Annotated in this window: 16 protein-coding genes and 2 pseudogenes; 10 read left to right on the top strand and 8 right to left on the bottom strand. The window is 68.6% G+C overall.

Annotated features, from left to right (window positions below; all coding sequences use genetic code 11):
• Positions 1-15: 15 nt before the first annotated feature.
• On the bottom strand, positions 16-1,026 hold the full coding sequence (locus NX1_RS12910; protein WP_068058035.1) for an AraC family transcriptional regulator: 1,011 nt from the start codon (positions 1,024-1,026) through the stop codon (positions 16-18).
• Between the two features lie 140 nt (positions 1,027-1,166).
• Here NX1_RS12910 and NX1_RS12915 point away from each other — a divergent pair, with 140 nt between their 5' ends.
• Positions 1,167-2,171, top strand: coding sequence for an NAD(P)H-dependent flavin oxidoreductase (locus NX1_RS12915; protein WP_068058232.1), 1,005 nt, complete (start codon positions 1,167-1,169; stop codon positions 2,169-2,171).
• Between the two features lie 35 nt (positions 2,172-2,206).
• Here the strand turns inward: NX1_RS12915 and NX1_RS12920 are convergent, their stop codons facing one another.
• Positions 2,207-3,121, bottom strand: a complete 915-nt coding sequence (locus NX1_RS12920) for an RNA polymerase sigma-70 factor (RefSeq protein WP_068058037.1) — start codon at positions 3,119-3,121, stop codon at positions 2,207-2,209.
• A 221-nt stretch (positions 3,122-3,342) separates the two neighbouring features.
• On the opposite strand from NX1_RS12920, the gene NX1_RS12925 reads away from it, so the two are divergent.
• Positions 3,343-3,612 carry a carboxymuconolactone decarboxylase family protein gene (locus tag NX1_RS12925; RefSeq protein WP_373864879.1) on the top strand — a complete coding sequence of 90 codons (270 nt, stop codon included), beginning with the start codon at positions 3,343-3,345 and terminating at the stop codon, positions 3,610-3,612.
• Between the two features lie 795 nt (positions 3,613-4,407).
• Here NX1_RS12925 and NX1_RS12935 read toward each other — a convergent pair.
• Entirely contained in the window at positions 4,408-5,118 is a 711-nt protein-coding gene (locus NX1_RS12935) for an SDR family oxidoreductase (protein WP_068058044.1), read from the bottom strand.
• Positions 5,119-5,141: 23 nt separating this feature from the next.
• Here NX1_RS12935 and NX1_RS12940 point away from each other — a divergent pair, with 23 nt between their 5' ends.
• The 3 genes from NX1_RS12940 (at position 5,142) to NX1_RS12955 (ending at position 7,167) form a co-directional block, all read left to right on the top strand.
• Positions 5,142-5,609, top strand: coding sequence for a MerR family transcriptional regulator (locus tag NX1_RS12940; protein WP_068058046.1), 468 nt, complete (start codon positions 5,142-5,144; stop codon positions 5,607-5,609).
• Between the two features lie 512 nt (positions 5,610-6,121).
• Complete coding sequence (locus NX1_RS36190) at positions 6,122-6,793, top strand: hypothetical protein (protein WP_157119706.1); 672 nt, start codon at positions 6,122-6,124, stop codon at positions 6,791-6,793.
• A 170-nt stretch (positions 6,794-6,963) separates the two neighbouring features.
• On the top strand, positions 6,964-7,167 hold the full coding sequence (locus tag NX1_RS12955; RefSeq protein ID WP_068058052.1) for a hypothetical protein: 204 nt from the start codon (positions 6,964-6,966) through the stop codon (positions 7,165-7,167).
• A gap of 25 nt (positions 7,168-7,192) precedes the next feature.
• Here NX1_RS12955 and NX1_RS12960 read toward each other — a convergent pair whose 3' ends face one another.
• The 3 genes and pseudogenes from NX1_RS12960 to NX1_RS12970 form a co-directional block, all read right to left on the bottom strand.
• The gene (locus tag NX1_RS12960; RefSeq protein WP_068058054.1) at positions 7,193-8,320 is read right to left on the bottom strand and encodes a metallophosphoesterase; all 1,128 of its coding nucleotides are present in this window, start codon (positions 8,318-8,320) and stop codon (positions 7,193-7,195) included.
• A gap of 288 nt (positions 8,321-8,608) precedes the next feature.
• A pseudogene (locus NX1_RS37925) lies at positions 8,609-8,758 on the bottom strand (tryptophan synthase subunit beta); the annotation flags it as partial.
• A gap of 38 nt (positions 8,759-8,796) precedes the next feature.
• On the bottom strand, positions 8,797-9,480 hold the full coding sequence (locus NX1_RS12970; protein ID WP_245668473.1) for a DUF2306 domain-containing protein: 684 nt from the start codon (positions 9,478-9,480) through the stop codon (positions 8,797-8,799).
• Positions 9,481-9,662: 182 nt separating this feature from the next.
• Between NX1_RS12970 and NX1_RS12975 the strand changes: the two genes are divergently transcribed.
• Positions 9,663-10,406 (top strand): TetR/AcrR family transcriptional regulator, encoded by a 744-nt coding sequence (locus NX1_RS12975; RefSeq protein WP_068058060.1) that lies wholly within the window; start codon positions 9,663-9,665, stop codon positions 10,404-10,406.
• An 11-nt stretch (positions 10,407-10,417) separates the two neighbouring features.
• On the opposite strand, the gene NX1_RS12980 is transcribed toward NX1_RS12975, so the two are convergent.
• Both NX1_RS12980 and NX1_RS12985 read right to left on the bottom strand, forming a co-directional pair.
• Positions 10,418-10,981, bottom strand: a complete 564-nt coding sequence (locus NX1_RS12980) for a putative immunity protein (protein ID WP_068058062.1) — start codon at positions 10,979-10,981, stop codon at positions 10,418-10,420.
• Positions 10,982-11,094: 113 nt separating this feature from the next.
• Positions 11,095-12,204, bottom strand: a complete 1,110-nt coding sequence (locus tag NX1_RS12985) for an NAD-dependent epimerase/dehydratase family protein (RefSeq protein WP_084501391.1) — start codon at positions 12,202-12,204, stop codon at positions 11,095-11,097.
• Between the two features lie 142 nt (positions 12,205-12,346).
• Here NX1_RS12985 and NX1_RS12990 point away from each other — a divergent pair, with 142 nt between their 5' ends.
• From NX1_RS12990 to NX1_RS13000, 4 genes and pseudogenes are all read left to right on the top strand, one after another.
• Positions 12,347-12,604 carry a YciI family protein gene (locus NX1_RS12990; protein ID WP_245668474.1) on the top strand — a complete coding sequence of 86 codons (258 nt, stop codon included), beginning with the start codon at positions 12,347-12,349 and terminating at the stop codon, positions 12,602-12,604.
• A 4-nt stretch (positions 12,605-12,608) separates the two neighbouring features.
• Positions 12,609-12,773 (top strand): annotated as a pseudogene (locus tag NX1_RS38530) (RNA polymerase sigma factor); the annotation flags it as partial.
• Positions 12,774-13,101: 328 nt separating this feature from the next.
• Positions 13,102-13,521 (top strand): PPOX class F420-dependent oxidoreductase, encoded by a 420-nt coding sequence (locus NX1_RS12995; protein ID WP_068058066.1) that lies wholly within the window; start codon positions 13,102-13,104, stop codon positions 13,519-13,521.
• Positions 13,522-13,554: 33 nt separating this feature from the next.
• Positions 13,555-14,019, top strand: coding sequence for a nitroreductase/quinone reductase family protein (locus NX1_RS13000; protein WP_068058068.1), 465 nt, complete (start codon positions 13,555-13,557; stop codon positions 14,017-14,019).
• Positions 14,020-14,036 lie beyond the last annotated feature (17 nt).

A 14,036-nucleotide genomic window follows, 5' to 3' on the forward strand; every position in this document is an offset into this window, starting at 1 on the left:
GCCCGCCCGGCCCGATCAGATGCGCCGGCTGCGCCGGACCTCGCTGGGGGAGAGCTTCCACCAGCGCCGGGCGGCCCGCGAGAACGACGGCTGCTCGACGAAACCGACGATGCCCGCGATGTGGCCGAGCGGCAGGTCGGTGCCGAGCAGCAGCCGGAGCGCGGTTTCGCGACGAGTGTCGTCGAGCAGTTGACCGAAGGTGACGCCGGCCTGCTCGAGGTGCCGCTGGAGCGAGCGAGGGTGCATCATCAGCAACCGCGCGATTCCGGCCAGCTCGACCGTGCCCGTGCCGAGCGATTCCCTGATCGCGGCCCGGGTGCGGGACACGATGTCGGTCTGGCCATTCGACGTCTGCTCGGCGAGGAAGGCGACGGCGAGCTGGCGAATCGTGTCGTTGACGCCCACGAGTTCCAGCTTCGGCAGTGCCGCGGGGAGGCGGAGTACGGCGGCGGGCTGGGGCTGCCGAGTTCGGACCGGCGCTCCGAAGTAGTCCGCGTAGTCGCGGGGCGAGACCGGGGACTCGTACGGGAGATGGACGCCCAGCAAACCGTACGAGCCGCCGTTGAGGTAGGTGAGGACGCGGTGGGTGAAGGCGATACCCAGATCGACGGCCTGCACCGGACCCGCCGCGGTGGCCGGTCCGTAGTAGAGACCGACCACGCCGGGACGATGCTGAGGATCCTCGCCCATGGACACCGTGAGAAACCGGCCGTACGAGGAGAGGTATCGCGACAGGCAATCGAGAGCGTCGCCGATGGTCGGCGAGTTCGTCATCGCGACGGCGAGCGTCCCCAGAACGGACACGGATTGACGTCCGGCGACCCGGAGACCGAAGTCGGGGCACCGCAGCCGCTCCGAGGCGACCTCCAGCAACGCCGCGGCCACCCGTCCTGGAATCAGGTCGTCGTCCATGTCGAGGGACTTGGGCGACAGGCCGACCGCGAGCGCCAGCGAGTCCGCGTCGCCCCCGAGCTCAGCGACGACGCTCCGGAAGCCGCGCAGACTGGCGGAGCGAATATGACTCACCCCGAGATTGTCGCACTCGGATAAAAAAGAGTCGCGCTCGGATAACTCTTCACCGGTCCCGCCCGGCACACTCCGATGCGTCGGCGCAACGCGCCCGGCCGTCCTTGCCGCGCGGCCGCCTCGGAACGAAGGAATCGACCATGACTTTGCCCCCCGCCCTGCGTGTTCCGCTCGCGCTCCCGGTTGTCGCGTCGCCGCTGTTCATCGTGTCCGGCCCGGAACTCGTCAGCGCCCAGTGCAAAGCCGGCGTCATCGGCTCGTTCCCCGCGCTCAATGCCCGTCCCGCGTCGGCCCTGCGCGACTGGCTCTCCCAGCTCACCGAGGAGCTGGCCGCGCACACCGCCGCCAACCCGCACGCGCCCGCCGCCCCCTTCGCCGTCAACCAGATCGTCCACAAGTCGAACGACCGGCTCGAGTCCGATCTGCAGGCGTGCGTGGACTTCCAGGTCCCGATCGTGATCACCTCGCTCGGCGCACGTCCCGAGGTCAACGACGCGATTCATTCCTACGGCGGCATCGTGCTGCACGATGTCATCAGTAATGCCTACGCGCACAAGGCCATCGAGAAGGGCGCGGACGGACTCATCGCCGTCGCCGCGGGCGCGGGCGGCCACGCGGGCACGATCTCGCCGTTCCCGCTCCTCCGCGAGATCCGCGAGTGGTTCGACGGGCCGCTCCTGCTCTCCGGTGCGCTTTCGCACGGCGCGTCGATCCTGGCGGCGCAGGCGGCCGGCGCCGACCTCGCCTACGTCGGCTCCGCGTTCATCGCGACGCACGAGGCCAACGCGGCCACCGGATACAAGCAGATGCTCGTCGACAGCACCGCCGCCGACATCGTCTACTCCAACCTCTTCACCGGCGTCCACGGCAACTACCTGCGCGGCAGCATCGTCGCCGCCGGTCTGGACCCCGACGACCTCCCCGAATCCGACCCGTCGAAGATGAACTTCGGCTCCGGCGGCAACACCGGGGCGAAAGCGTGGCGTGACATCTGGGGCTCCGGACAGGGCGTCGGCACCCTCGACGAGGTCACCTCGGTCGCCGATCTGGTGACGCGCCTGCGCACCGAGTACGACACCGCCCTCGCCGCCGGGGTGTGGGACGGCACGTCGACGCGCCAGCTGGCCGCCGCACCGTCGGCTTAGGGGTCATCGGCGATGGCGAGACCGCGCACGCGTGATCAACGGGACAGGGCGGTCTCGCGCCGCACGCGGGACAGTTTTTCGGGATTGCGCACGGCGTAGAGCCCGGTGATCAGCCCGTCGTCGACGCGCACCGCGACGACGGTGTCGATCTCGCCGTCGCGCCGCAGTATCAGCGCCGGATAGCCGTTGACCTGCGCCAGTTGCTTCGCCGCCGCCGCGAGCCTGCCCAGCCCTGCGGTCAGCACGCGAGCCACGTTGCCCGCTCCCACGATCGGCGAGAGCGTGGCCTGCGCGATGCCGCCGCCGTCGCCGAGGAACACGACATCCGGCGCGAGGATGTCGAGCAGGTTCTGCAGATCTCCCGTGTCGATCGCGCGCTGGAACGCGTCGAGCGCGTCCCGGGTCTCGGCGGCGGAGACGATCCCGCGGGGCCGGCGTTCCGCGACGTGCGCCCGTGCCCGATAAGCGATCTGGCGCGCCGCGGCCGGACTCTTGTCGACGGCTCGGGCGATCTCCTCGTACCCGACGTCGAACACTTCACGCAGCACGAACACCGCCCGCTCCGTCGGTGTGAGCGTCTCGAGCACCAGCAGCATCGCCATCGAGACGCTGTCGGCCAGCTCGACGTCCTCGGCGACGTCGGGCGCGGTGAGCAGCGGCTCGGGCAACCACGGTCCGACGTAGGACTCCTTGCGCCTGCCGAGGACGCGTAGCCGATCCAGCGCTTGGCGGGTGGTGATCCGCACCAGGTATGCGCGCTGATCCTGGACGCCGGCCACCTCGACCCCGGCCCACCGCAGCCAGGTCTCCTGCAGGACGTCTTCGGCGTCGGCGGCCGAGCCGAGCATCTGGTAGGCGACGGTGAACAGCAGGTTGCGATGGGCGACGAATGCCGCGGTCGCCGAGTCGCCGCCGCCCTCGCCCGGCATGCTCCGCGATGTACCGACCATGAATGGCTCCTGTTCGCTCTCAGGTGATTCAGCCATCAGACGCCGGGCACCGGCAATCCGTGACACCGAAATGTCATGGCGCACATCACATCGGTGCGCTGTTACGCGGCCCGGGCAGCCCACGTCTGGTGTTCGTTCAGTGCGCGAGCACCCGACACCACGAGTGAGGACCATGTCATGGAACCCGTTTCGATCTGAACGACAACGCGATCGGCGTCAAGATCGGCAAGCGCTTCGCGAACACCAGCCTGGCGATCACGCAGTCGACGCTGCCGAAGACCACGGTCGAATTGGTGGAACTGCGCGCCAGTCAGATCAACGGCTGCGGGTGGTGCAGCGATGCGCACACCAAGGAGCTCGCGGCCGCCGGTGAACCCGCGGTCCGGATCAACCTGGTCGCCATGATCAACGCGGCCAACCGGCTCGGCGTGATCGTGCGTATGCAGGGCGGTTTCTACCAGCCCGGCATGTTCGACGGCATCGCCGACTGATCGTCAGCCGAATCCCGGCCCGGCCCACGACTATTCGATCCGGGCTGGGTTCGGTGACGCCTAGTGCGGCCACCGCGCCTGCCGTGGGGAGGGTTGAAACCTCATGACGCGGACGCGAGGACGTGGACAGCCGACGAGGACGCCATCGAGCTTTTGCTTTCGGTCGTAGGTCGATCGTCCTGGCACGGGTGACACGACGGTCCCGTGCGCAGGCGTTCGATCGCGTCGAGGACATCCGATACCGCGGGGAGGTGCAGCGGACCGGGGCTGGGCCGCGATGCCCAGCGGCAGCCGAAGCCCTTGTCCGACATGGGAAGTAGCACTCGTCGCCCAGCTCGACGTGGGACGACTCCGAGGTCGGTGAACCTCGCAGGACTCGACAGCGTCAGCGGCTCGACGAGAAAGGTCCACCGTGTATCTCGCTCATCGCTGATGACGGCCGGGCAGGTGTCGGCGAGCAGCGCCAGAACGCGACGGCCGAGTGTGGAGGGAAGATCGAGCGCACCGATGCGCGGCCCGCACACGACGGTCGCCCGGTCGGCGGTCAGCTCGACCGGCAGACCGTATCTGTGTCGTAGTAGATGAGCGATATCCACTGGCGTATAACACGATTCGAACATCAGCTGGTCTCCTGCACGACGTGACCTCCCCATCGGTGGTGCGAGTCGCCCTGGCCGGGCGACGGTGCAAGCTCATCACCGCCGTGTTGCTGCGCAATGGCCGTTCTGTTCCTTTCGCGTTTCCTGCGCATCTCCAACCAGACATGTTGCGCTGTAAGCGATTACGCCCGTCGACTCACCAGGGAAGGGTGCCTTCGGCGTCGAAGTAGCCTCCGGTGGGTCCATCCGGGCCTACCTTCGCCATGCGCACGATGATCTCGGCGCCCTGCTCGACGGTCTGGCGGCCGGTGTTCCCGTTCAGGTCGGTCTTGGTGAAGCCGGGCTCCACCGCGTTGATCCGGATGTCCGGGAACGCCTTCGCATACTGCACGGTGATCATGTTGACCGCCGCCTTCGACGCCGGGTAGGCGACGCCCGGGTAGTTGTATGCCGATGTGCCCGGGGTGGCGACCCTGGTGAGCGAGGCCAGGCTGCTGCTGACGTTGACCACTGCCGGAGCGGTGGAACGCCGCAACAGCGGGAGAAACGCGTGGAGAACACGCACCGTGCCGAAGACGTTGGTCTCGAATGTCTGCCGCATCACCTCGCTCGTCAGATCCGCGGCGCCGATCGCGAGGTTGGTGTCGAGCCATTCCACTGCGATACCGGCATTGTTGACCAAAACGTCCAGTCCCCCGTCGGCCTCGATGGCCGCGACCGCGGCCCGCACGGACACGTCGTCGGTGATGTCGAGCTGGACTGCCCGTCCGCCCAGCTGCTCGGCGGCCCGGCGCCCGCGTTCGGCGTCCCGGCTTCCGATGTACACGATGTGGCCCGCGGCGATGAGCTGTCGGGCGGTCTCGAAGCCGAGCCCCTTGTTCGCTCCGGTGATCAGGATCGCTGTCATGCCGCAACGCTAGGATTTAGAGCGTGCTCGAAGTCAATTCACGGCCGGCGCCCGAGCCTGATCGCTCCGACTTCCAGACGGGCCTGAGCATCGCGGAAGCCGCCCGCCGCACCGGGGTCAGCGTGCATACCCTGCGCTATTACGAACGGGCCGGCTTGGTGGTCAGCGCCGTTGGGCGCACCGCGGCCGGCCGTCGGCGCTACCAGCAGCTGGACCTGGATTGGATCACCATCTGCACCAAACTCCGGGCCACCGGCATGCCCATCAGAACCATCCGCCGCTTCGCCGAACTCATCTCCGCCGGGGACGGCAACGAGCAGGAGCGACTCGCCCTCCTGGAAGCCCACCGCGCCGACGTGACCGCGAAACTCACTGAGACACAAAAGAACCTGGAGCTCATCGACCACAAGATCGACGTCTATCGAAGCTGGCTCGCCACCGGTGACGCGAGCCAACTCTGGGCGCCCCGCCGCGAAGCGGAGGCCCGCTGAGCGATCGGCTCATAGCCACGTGTCCGGAGCGCAGCCACGTCGATGCTTTCACCAGAGTCGCCCGCGGGGTAGGACATCGATTTCCGGGGGCTGAATGATGGAGCACGACTGGGACTCTCGCCGACTCCGTGGTGAGCCGACATCTCGGAAGACAGCTCTTCGGGTTCCGCGTCGGTGACCCCCGCCCACAGGTCCGGACTGGCGGTCAGGCCGGTGGCACTAGGAACGCCCGTAGGGGCGGCAACTCCGGGGCTTCCGCAGTGCGAGCACACATGATTTTCTCACGGTTCGTGAGGTGGCATCGAACCGCATGGGGCGGAATGATCCGAGTCCTCAGCACGGAAGCGCGCGGATCGTGAGTTGTGCGCTACCCGGCTTTCGCAGCGGGCTGTAACGACCGAAGACCATCCGACGACTCTCGCAGGGGGATTTCTTTACCGATCATTCCGGTTTCCGGAACCCTTGCGCGCCTGGCCTATTCGGAGACGGGCGGCATGTTCAGAGGAGAGGCTGTGCGGATCGTGCAGATGTTGAGGAAGAGCCGCCGTTGGCGTGCCGGCACCGGATTGGTACTCGGCGCGGTTGCGCCGGTGCTGATCCTGACCGGGTGCTCGGCGGACGAGCAGGGTTCCGCCAAGCCGGGAACGAGCACGACGACGGTGAGCGCAGCCAACTCTCCGAAGATCACGACCCCGGCCAGCAGCACCGCGGCGCCGGGCAGTCCCGGTGCCGGGCAGGCGGGCAGCGGTGAAGGGGCGGGTTCTGGGCAGGCGGGCGCCGGTCAGCCTGTCGCCCCTGGGGGCACCGACAACTGCGGAACCATCTTCTGTGGTGCGGGGCCGGAATCTCAGCCCGGGGGCACCGACACCTGCGGCGCGACCCTATGCGGTGACCCGAGCTACCCGCCGCCCGCGCCGGGCGGCACCGACTACTGCGGGCCCGAACCCTGCGGCGTTTACGTCAAGTGCACGGACAAGATCAACTACGCCGGAGATCCCCGCTCCAACAACGAGATCAACAATATCGGCTTCCGAGACGGCGTCTGTCCTGACCCGATTCGCCCCACCACCACCAGCGCGGCTCCGCCCACGACCACGACCACTACCGCGCCACCTCCCACGACCACGGCCACGTCGTCACCGGAAGCGACCGCGACCGCGACACCGACAACGGCTTCGCAATAGCCGCGCGCCGGCCGCACCGCGAGGTAGGTCGGTCACCGAGGTGGCGGTCTCGGCAGGTGTGGGAGCCTCCTGGGCCGCCGTGATGGCAGTGGCGATAGCGGCTTGGCCGTCGAGTTGGCCGAGCCTCGCGGCGGGCAACTCGATCGCGGCGGGCCGGAACCGCTGCGAAAGTGAGTACCGAACTACGCGCGACGTCCACGCTCGTCTGCGCCACCTGGGACGAGAAGACCGGACGGTTCGACCGATCCGACGTGGCCCTGCCGGTGCTGACGAAGCCAGGCGTCCTGGCCACCGAACCGTGCTACGTCGACGTCTCCGAGGACGCGCCGTGGGATCACCGCGCGGCGATCTTCCTGGAGAAAATCATCGAGTAGCCCGTACATCCCGACGGGCTCACCGCTACCGGGAGCGCAGGACCAGTACGGTGATTTCGCTCGGCGCGAAGACTCGCAGTTGCGGACCCCAGAAGCCGGTTCCCCGGCTGGTGTAGAGCTGGGTGTCGCCGTGGCGGCTCAGTCCCGCGACCACGGGCTGCTCGAGCCGGACGAGATAGTGGAAGGGCCAGATCTGGCCCCCGTGCGTGTGGCCGGAAATCTGTAGTGCGACACCGGCGGCCGCGGCGTCGGTGATCTGCTTGGGTTGGTGGGCGAGCAGGACGACGGGCGCGCTCGGGTCCGCGCCCGCGAGCGCGGCGGGTAGGTCCGGGCCGTGACCGGTCAAGCCGACGCCCGTCGGGTCGTCGATGCCCGCGATCACCAGGTGGTCATCGCCGCGACGCACCGTCACGTGCTGGTTGTGCAGCGGTTGCCAGCCGAGCGAACTCATGTGGTCGATCCAGCCTTGCGCGTCGCCGAAGTATTCGTGGTTGCCGGTGATGTAGAACCGGCCGAGCTCGGCTTCGACCTTGCCGAGCGGATCGACCTGCGCGCGACGCTTGACCACCGAGCCGTCCGCGAGATCACCCGCGTGGCAGGCGATATCGGGACGTTGCGCGTTGACCACGTCGACCACGCGCTCCGACCAGCGCAAGCGGTCGAGCGCGGCGAAATGGGTGTCGGTGACCACCACCAGGCGCAGTCCGTCCAGTGCCGGACCGAGTCCGGCGATGGGTACTTCGACAGTGCGAACCCGCGGCACCCGCCGCGCCTCGATCACGCCCCACACCACGAGCGCGGCCGCGGCGGCGAGTACGCCCGCCGCGACGATCCGGGAGCGGGCCGGATCGTCGACACCGGCGACCGCGAGCCCGAGGCGCGCGACATTGCCGAACACCGACCAGCTGAACATCACCCACATCACGCCGAGCAACGTGTCGCCGACGATCGAGGCGGCATCCGACTGCGCGGGTCCGTGGCCGAGATACATCGATGCGGGCAGGCAGCAGAACGCCAGCGCGAACAGCGCCGAACCGAGCCAGAACAGCGAACCGGTTCCCTGGGTCGGCGCGGCCACCAGCGTCCACCACGGCAGGAAGATCAGCAGGGCTGGGATAGCCAGGAACAGGACCAGGCGGGGTACATACTTCAAGAGGGCTCGTCCTCGTGCGCGGGTGTAGCGCGCGGTCCCTCACCCGGCGCCATGAACACCTCCGACGATATCAGCGGTCAGGCCAGGCCGAGGCGGTCGGCGGCGGCGAGATCCTTGTCACCGCAACCCGACAGGCACAGCACGACGACGGAGTCCTCGGGAAGCTCTCCGCGCTCGGCCATTTCCAGCAGATGCCCACGGCATGGGCGGATTCGAGCGCGGCGAGGATGCCTTCGGTGTGACTGAGCGCCTGCGTCCCGCGCAGTGCGGCGGCGTCGGTGGCCGCCCACCGATGGCGTTGCTGCCGCCGCCCACGCAGGCGAGAACGCAATCGGGCAGTCGGCCTTCGGCGAGCGTGATCTGCTGTCTGGTCTCCGCGCCGATCACCGTCTGGAAATCGCGCACGATCCGCGGGCACGGCGCGGGATCGGCCGCGGTGTGAGTTAACGGACTTGATCTTTCGGATGGCGAAGGACTTATGCTCCCGCAGCAACTTTCGACGCACCTGTTTCCGATCGGAGGCCGACCCGAGCCGGTCCGGACCGACTATTACGCCCTCCGGACTGTGGGCGGTCGAGCCACCATTGCGCGATCAACAGTGACAATGTCCAGCCGAGCCACGTGCCGATCCCGGCGATGGTCTGTACCAGCAGGTTCTCGTCGCCGTGGAAGGTCGAGTCCAGCCGCGGGCTGAGAATCACATACAGCACGCCTCCGATTACGCGATTGAGCATGATGGACAGGGTGAGCGCGAAGCTGCGGATCATCCAGCGGCGGTGATCACCGAAGCGGCGCCCGCGTGCCGCGCGCAGACCGGCGATGGTGGTGAGCAACCACAGCACCGACAGCATGACATTGCTGACCCGGGCGACCGGCCCGAACGGGCTCGTCGCGCCGATGACCACACCGGCCAGTCCTGCGGGGAGAACACCGGCGAACACATATGCCCGGCCCACCCGCCGATGCACTCCGGGATACGCCCGCCGGAACCACGGCCAGACCTGGAATCCGCAGGAGAGGATGGCGACCGAGCCGCAGAGCACATGGACGACCAGCAACGGGTAGTGCGGCGCGAAACCCGGGTCCGGCACCCGTGACTTCGCCGGATCGAGGGTGAGGTACGGCGGAATCGAGAATGCGACGAATGCGAAAGTGAGCACGAGCAACGGGCCTGTCCAAGGCCGTTGCCACCAGGATTTCCGATTCGGTGCGGAGGTGGAAGAGCTCGAATGTCTGGTCGACACTGTCATGACGGACCGTCCAGGAGTCTGAGAGACGAGGTATTGCGTATAAGATACGCATTGCGTATCGGATACGCAATGCGTGGCGTCGGAGGCGTGTGATGACCGCTGAGATTCCCCCTGTGGCCCGCCTGCTCTGGTCGGGCAACCCACCCGCGGGACGCGGTCCGCGACCGGCCTTGACTCTGGAACGCATTGTCGTGGAGGCGATCCGGGTGGCGGACGCCGACGGGATCGCGGCCCTGTCGATGCAGCGGATCGCCAAGCAGCTCGGCGCGGCCACGATGTCGCTGTACCGCCATGTGCCGAGCAAGGACGACCTCGTCGTGCTCATGATCGACGGGGCCATGGCGAACCCGCCGGAGCTACCCGAGGAAGACTGGCGCGCGGCACTCGAAGCGTGGGCTCGCGAGACACGCGAGCTCTACCGTCGCCATCCGTGGCTGCTCGCGGTCGGGACGGGCAACCGCTTCATGGGACCGAACGAGGCCGCGTGGGCCGAGACGGCGATGCGCGCGCTGCTCGACGCGGGGCTCGAACCACAGGGGGTCGCCGAGACGGTCCTGTCGGTGACCGCCTTCGTCAGCGGCGCCACCCGCCTCGAGCTCGACCCGGCGCTCGGCCGAGGCGCTCCTGGTCATGTCGGTCCGGTGCTCGATCCGGCGGTGATCACCGAATACGGTGAGCCGGAACGATATCCGGCATTGCTGTCGCTGACCGCGGCGGGCTCGTCGGATTCGTCCGGCGCAGACCCCTTGACCGAAACCGTCTTCGAGTTCGGCCTGGCCAGGCTGCTCGACGGGATCGCCGCCGCCCTCGGCGGCCCTCGCTCGGACGAAAAGTAGGCGCGCAGCGGTCAACGATCGGTCGCCGGCTGTCGCAACGACGCGTCGAGCTTCCGCCATAGATCTCCCACGCGGCCACGGCCGCTGGGGGCTGGTGGGTAGCGCGTCAGGACGCTCACGACGATGGTGCTGGCCAAACCTGTTGCCTTCTCGATGTATTCGTCTCCCACGTTACGGTCGTCGCCCGCGTCGAGTTCGAGTGCGCGAGCCGCGTGGGCGGCGGACATGAGGATGTGTCCGCCCTGGGTCGCCTTCGCCAGCGGGTGCAGGTACGCGGCTGCTCCCGCGTGACCGGCGGCGCGTGCCGCGTCGGCTGCGACCTCGTATCGCATCTCGGCGGCGGCCCGTGCGGCCCTGTGCGCCTCCAGCGCTGTCACACGAAGCGCCTTCGTCCGCTTTCCCCCGGCGGCGAACCTGCGCGCCTCGTCGAGCACGGCCCTTGGGCGCGGGTCATCCGGGCAGTCGCGCTCGAAGATCGCCAGCGCAGGCTCCGCGCAAGCCACGGCATAGCGCGTGACCTCGCGTAATTCGGCCATGCTGAGCTCGATTGTCATGTCCTCGTCGGCAGCGTTCATCGTGTCGACAGTATCGTTGAACAATCGATTGGAAGTCCGCGGCGATTTTGGCTGGCCACCGCGGGAAAACCTGCAAAATATAGACGCTCGGGCCGGAGGACAACGGTCTGTATTCACGAACTGAACGACTGCGTCCGAGCCGTCTTCCGCTCGTGAGCGGGACCGGGGGAGGGGAACGCCTGGGTCTGGTGGGTGGGCTGCCCGAGCCGGAACCGCGGGCGGGCGGGGGCGAGCGGCGGGCTGTCGCCGGTTCGGCGGATGCGAAGTCCTGTGGCGAGTTCGGCGGCTACCGCGTCGGCGGGGTGCCGCGGTGACCAGCCGAGTTCGCGGCGCGCCCTGCCGGTGTCGATCAGGCAGGCACGGTCGGCGAGTTCGAGCCATCCCGGATGCAGCGGCTGCACGCCGAGACGCCAACTCGCCCACGCCGCCGCGGTCAGCGCGCGCAGGGGGAGAGGAACGCGGAAACCGCCGAAGGCCGCGGCCAATTCGGTGGTGGTGAGTACCGGTTCGGCGGCCAGATCGAACGGGCCGCTCGCCCGTCGCGTCAGGATCAACCGGATGGCTGCGGCGACGTCGTCGCTGTGCACGAGTTGCAACCGCAGATCTCGCCACAGCGGCACGGGCAGCCAGCGACGGCCGATCAGTGTGCGCGGCAGCCACGGACTCAATGCCCAGTCCGCGAATTCGGCGGCCGTGTCGGCCTGCGTCACGCCGCACGGCCGGATCCACGCGACCCGAACGCCGGGATGCTCCGCGGCAAAACCGTCGATCAGCGCTTCGAGCACGGCTTTGCCCCGGCTGTAGGCGCTGCCGGGGACTCCGCTCACCGGCCAGTCCTCCGCGACTCGCCGCCAGCGCGGGGCGGGCGCGTACGCCGCGACCGAGGACGCGCACGTCAGGTGCGGTACGCCGCAGTCCGCCGCCGCGCGCAGCACGTTCGCGCTGCCCGCCAGATTCGTCCGCTCCATCAGCGGCTCTGCGCTGCGCGGGTGAATCGCCCACGCCAGATGCACCACCGCGTCCGCGCCGGCGAACGCCTCGCGCAACACCGTCACGGCTCCCGGCGCGCCGACATCGCATCGGACCCAGCGGACCCGCGCGTACGGCCCTCGCTGCATGGGCGGACGTCGAACGACGCCGACCACCTCCCACTCGTCCTCGCGCAACGCCCGCAACAACGCGGTCCCCACATTGCCACTGGCCCCGGTGACGACAACCTTCACCGGCCGCACCCCTCCCGAACGGAAACCAGCGCCGCGGTGCGGCTTTGTCCGGTGCAAGACATGCACACGCCATACCCGCCACCGGTGAATCGAATCGTCGATGAACTCGTCGCCGGCAGACCGGCACGAGTCAGGAGAACTCGTGGAGACCCGCGGGCTGGCGGAGCCGGTGCACACCCGGCGCGTCTCGGCGAAGGACGGCGCGCCGTTCGTGACCGACGGCCCGTACGCGGAAACTCAGGAGGTGCTGGCCGGTTACTGGGTCGTGGAGTGCGAGAGTTTCGACCGGGCGACCGAGATCGCCGCGCAGCTGAACAACTGCCCGGCCCCGCCGCAGGTGCTGGCCTCGGCCTACGCCGACGTGCGGCCGATCATGGAGTCCGCGTTCGACTTCGGCTGATCCGATGACCGATCACCAAGTGGTGGACCTGCTGCGCCGGTCGGCGCCGCAGGTTCTCGCCGCGCTGATCCGCCGCTACGGTCACTTCGACACCGCGGAGGACGCCGTGCAGGAGGCCATGCTCGCGGCGGCGACCGAGTGGCCGACCGACGGCGTGCCCGACGATCCGCGGGCCTGGCTGATCACGGTGGCCTCGCGCAGGCTGACCGACATATTGCGCAACGAGCAGGCCCGCAGGCGCAGGGAGGAAACCGTCGCGCGCTGGTCGCCGTTCGCGCGAATGGGTCGCGCCGCCCGCCGATCGCCGCCCGGCCGATTCCGACGACACGCTCGTCCTGCTGTTCCTGTGCTGCCACCCGGCGCTCTCCCCGACGGCGCAGCTGGCGCGACGCCAGCTGCCGCGCCCATCAGCGCGCCCACATCGTGGCTGCGGGAGTGTCGAAGGATTACTGTGCAGGTCAGCACGGCACCGAGCGATGATCGGCAGGAGGCCAGCGATGTCATTCACCGAAGAAGAGATCGACTACCTGCGCAGCCAGCGGCTCGCCCGGGTTGCCACCGTCGACCCCGGCGGGCAGCCCGACGTGGTCCCGGTGGGCTACGAGTTCGACGGCACGCACATCTACGTCGGCGGCCACGACCCGGTGCGGACTCGCAAATACCGCAATGTCGAACGCGGCAATCCGAAGGTCGCCATCGTCATCGACGACCTGGTGTCGACGAATCCCTGGATCCCGCGCTACCTGCGCGTCTACGGAACCGCTGAACTCGTTCAGCGCCAAGGACAGTTCGGCCTCGGACCCTATATGCGGATCACCCCCACCGTTTCGTGGAGCTTCAACCTCGCGGGCCGACCCTTCACCTACGAGGACGTGCAGGTACAACGCACGGTGCACACCGGCACCGCGAGCGCCTGACCGCTGGCCGACCACAACGAAAGTGAGAACCCGATGAGCTTCGGCACCCCTGCGGGCACCCGCGGCGGCCGCCAGCCCTCCGGCCGGTTCGCCGTCTGGATGAACAAGCTGATGGCAAAACGCCTGCGCCGCAAAGGCGGCGGCAAATTCATGGGCATGGACGCCCTGGTCCTCACCACACTCGGCCGCAAAACCGGCGCCGAGCGCTCGACGCCGGTGGCCTGGTTCCCCGGCGGAGACGGTACCTACCTCATCGTGGCCTCGGCGGCCGGCGCCGCGAGCAACCCCGCCTGGTACCACAACATCGCCGCGAATCCCGACAGGGTCCGCATCGACGTCGGCGGCCGCACCCTCGAAGTGACCGCCGAACAGCTCCACGGCGCCGATCGCGACCACGCGTGGCACCAGATCACGACTACCGCACCGCGATTCGCCGGATATCAGGAAAAGACCGACCGCGAGATCCCGGTCATTCGCCTCACGCCCCGATCCAGCTGACCCGCCCGCCGCCGCAC

The sequence above is a fragment of the Nocardia xishanensis NBRC 101358 genome (genome assembly GCF_001613365.1).
Lineage (GTDB): Bacteria > Actinomycetota > Actinomycetes > Mycobacteriales > Mycobacteriaceae > Nocardia > Nocardia xishanensis.

Excerpts from the sequence above, each read along its gene's own strand:
- NX1_RS12975 (WP_068058060.1), top strand. The coding sequence starts at position 9,663 with ATGACCGCTGAGATTCCCCCTGTGGCCCGCCTGCTCTGGTCGGGCAAC.
- NX1_RS12935 (WP_068058044.1), bottom strand. The coding sequence starts at position 5,118 with ATGACAGCGATCCTGATCACCGGAGCGAACAAGGGGCTCGGCTTCGAG.
- NX1_RS12920 (WP_068058037.1), bottom strand. The coding sequence starts at position 3,121 with ATGGTCGGTACATCGCGGAGCATGCCGGGCGAGGGCGGCGGCGACTCG.
- NX1_RS12980 (WP_068058062.1), bottom strand. The coding sequence starts at position 10,981 with ATGAACGCTGCCGACGAGGACATGACAATCGAGCTCAGCATGGCCGAA.
- NX1_RS12995 (WP_068058066.1), top strand. The coding sequence starts at position 13,102 with ATGTCATTCACCGAAGAAGAGATCGACTACCTGCGCAGCCAGCGGCTC.
- NX1_RS12915 (WP_068058232.1), top strand. The coding sequence starts at position 1,167 with ATGACTTTGCCCCCCGCCCTGCGTGTTCCGCTCGCGCTCCCGGTTGTC.
- NX1_RS13000 (WP_068058068.1), top strand. The coding sequence starts at position 13,555 with ATGAGCTTCGGCACCCCTGCGGGCACCCGCGGCGGCCGCCAGCCCTCC.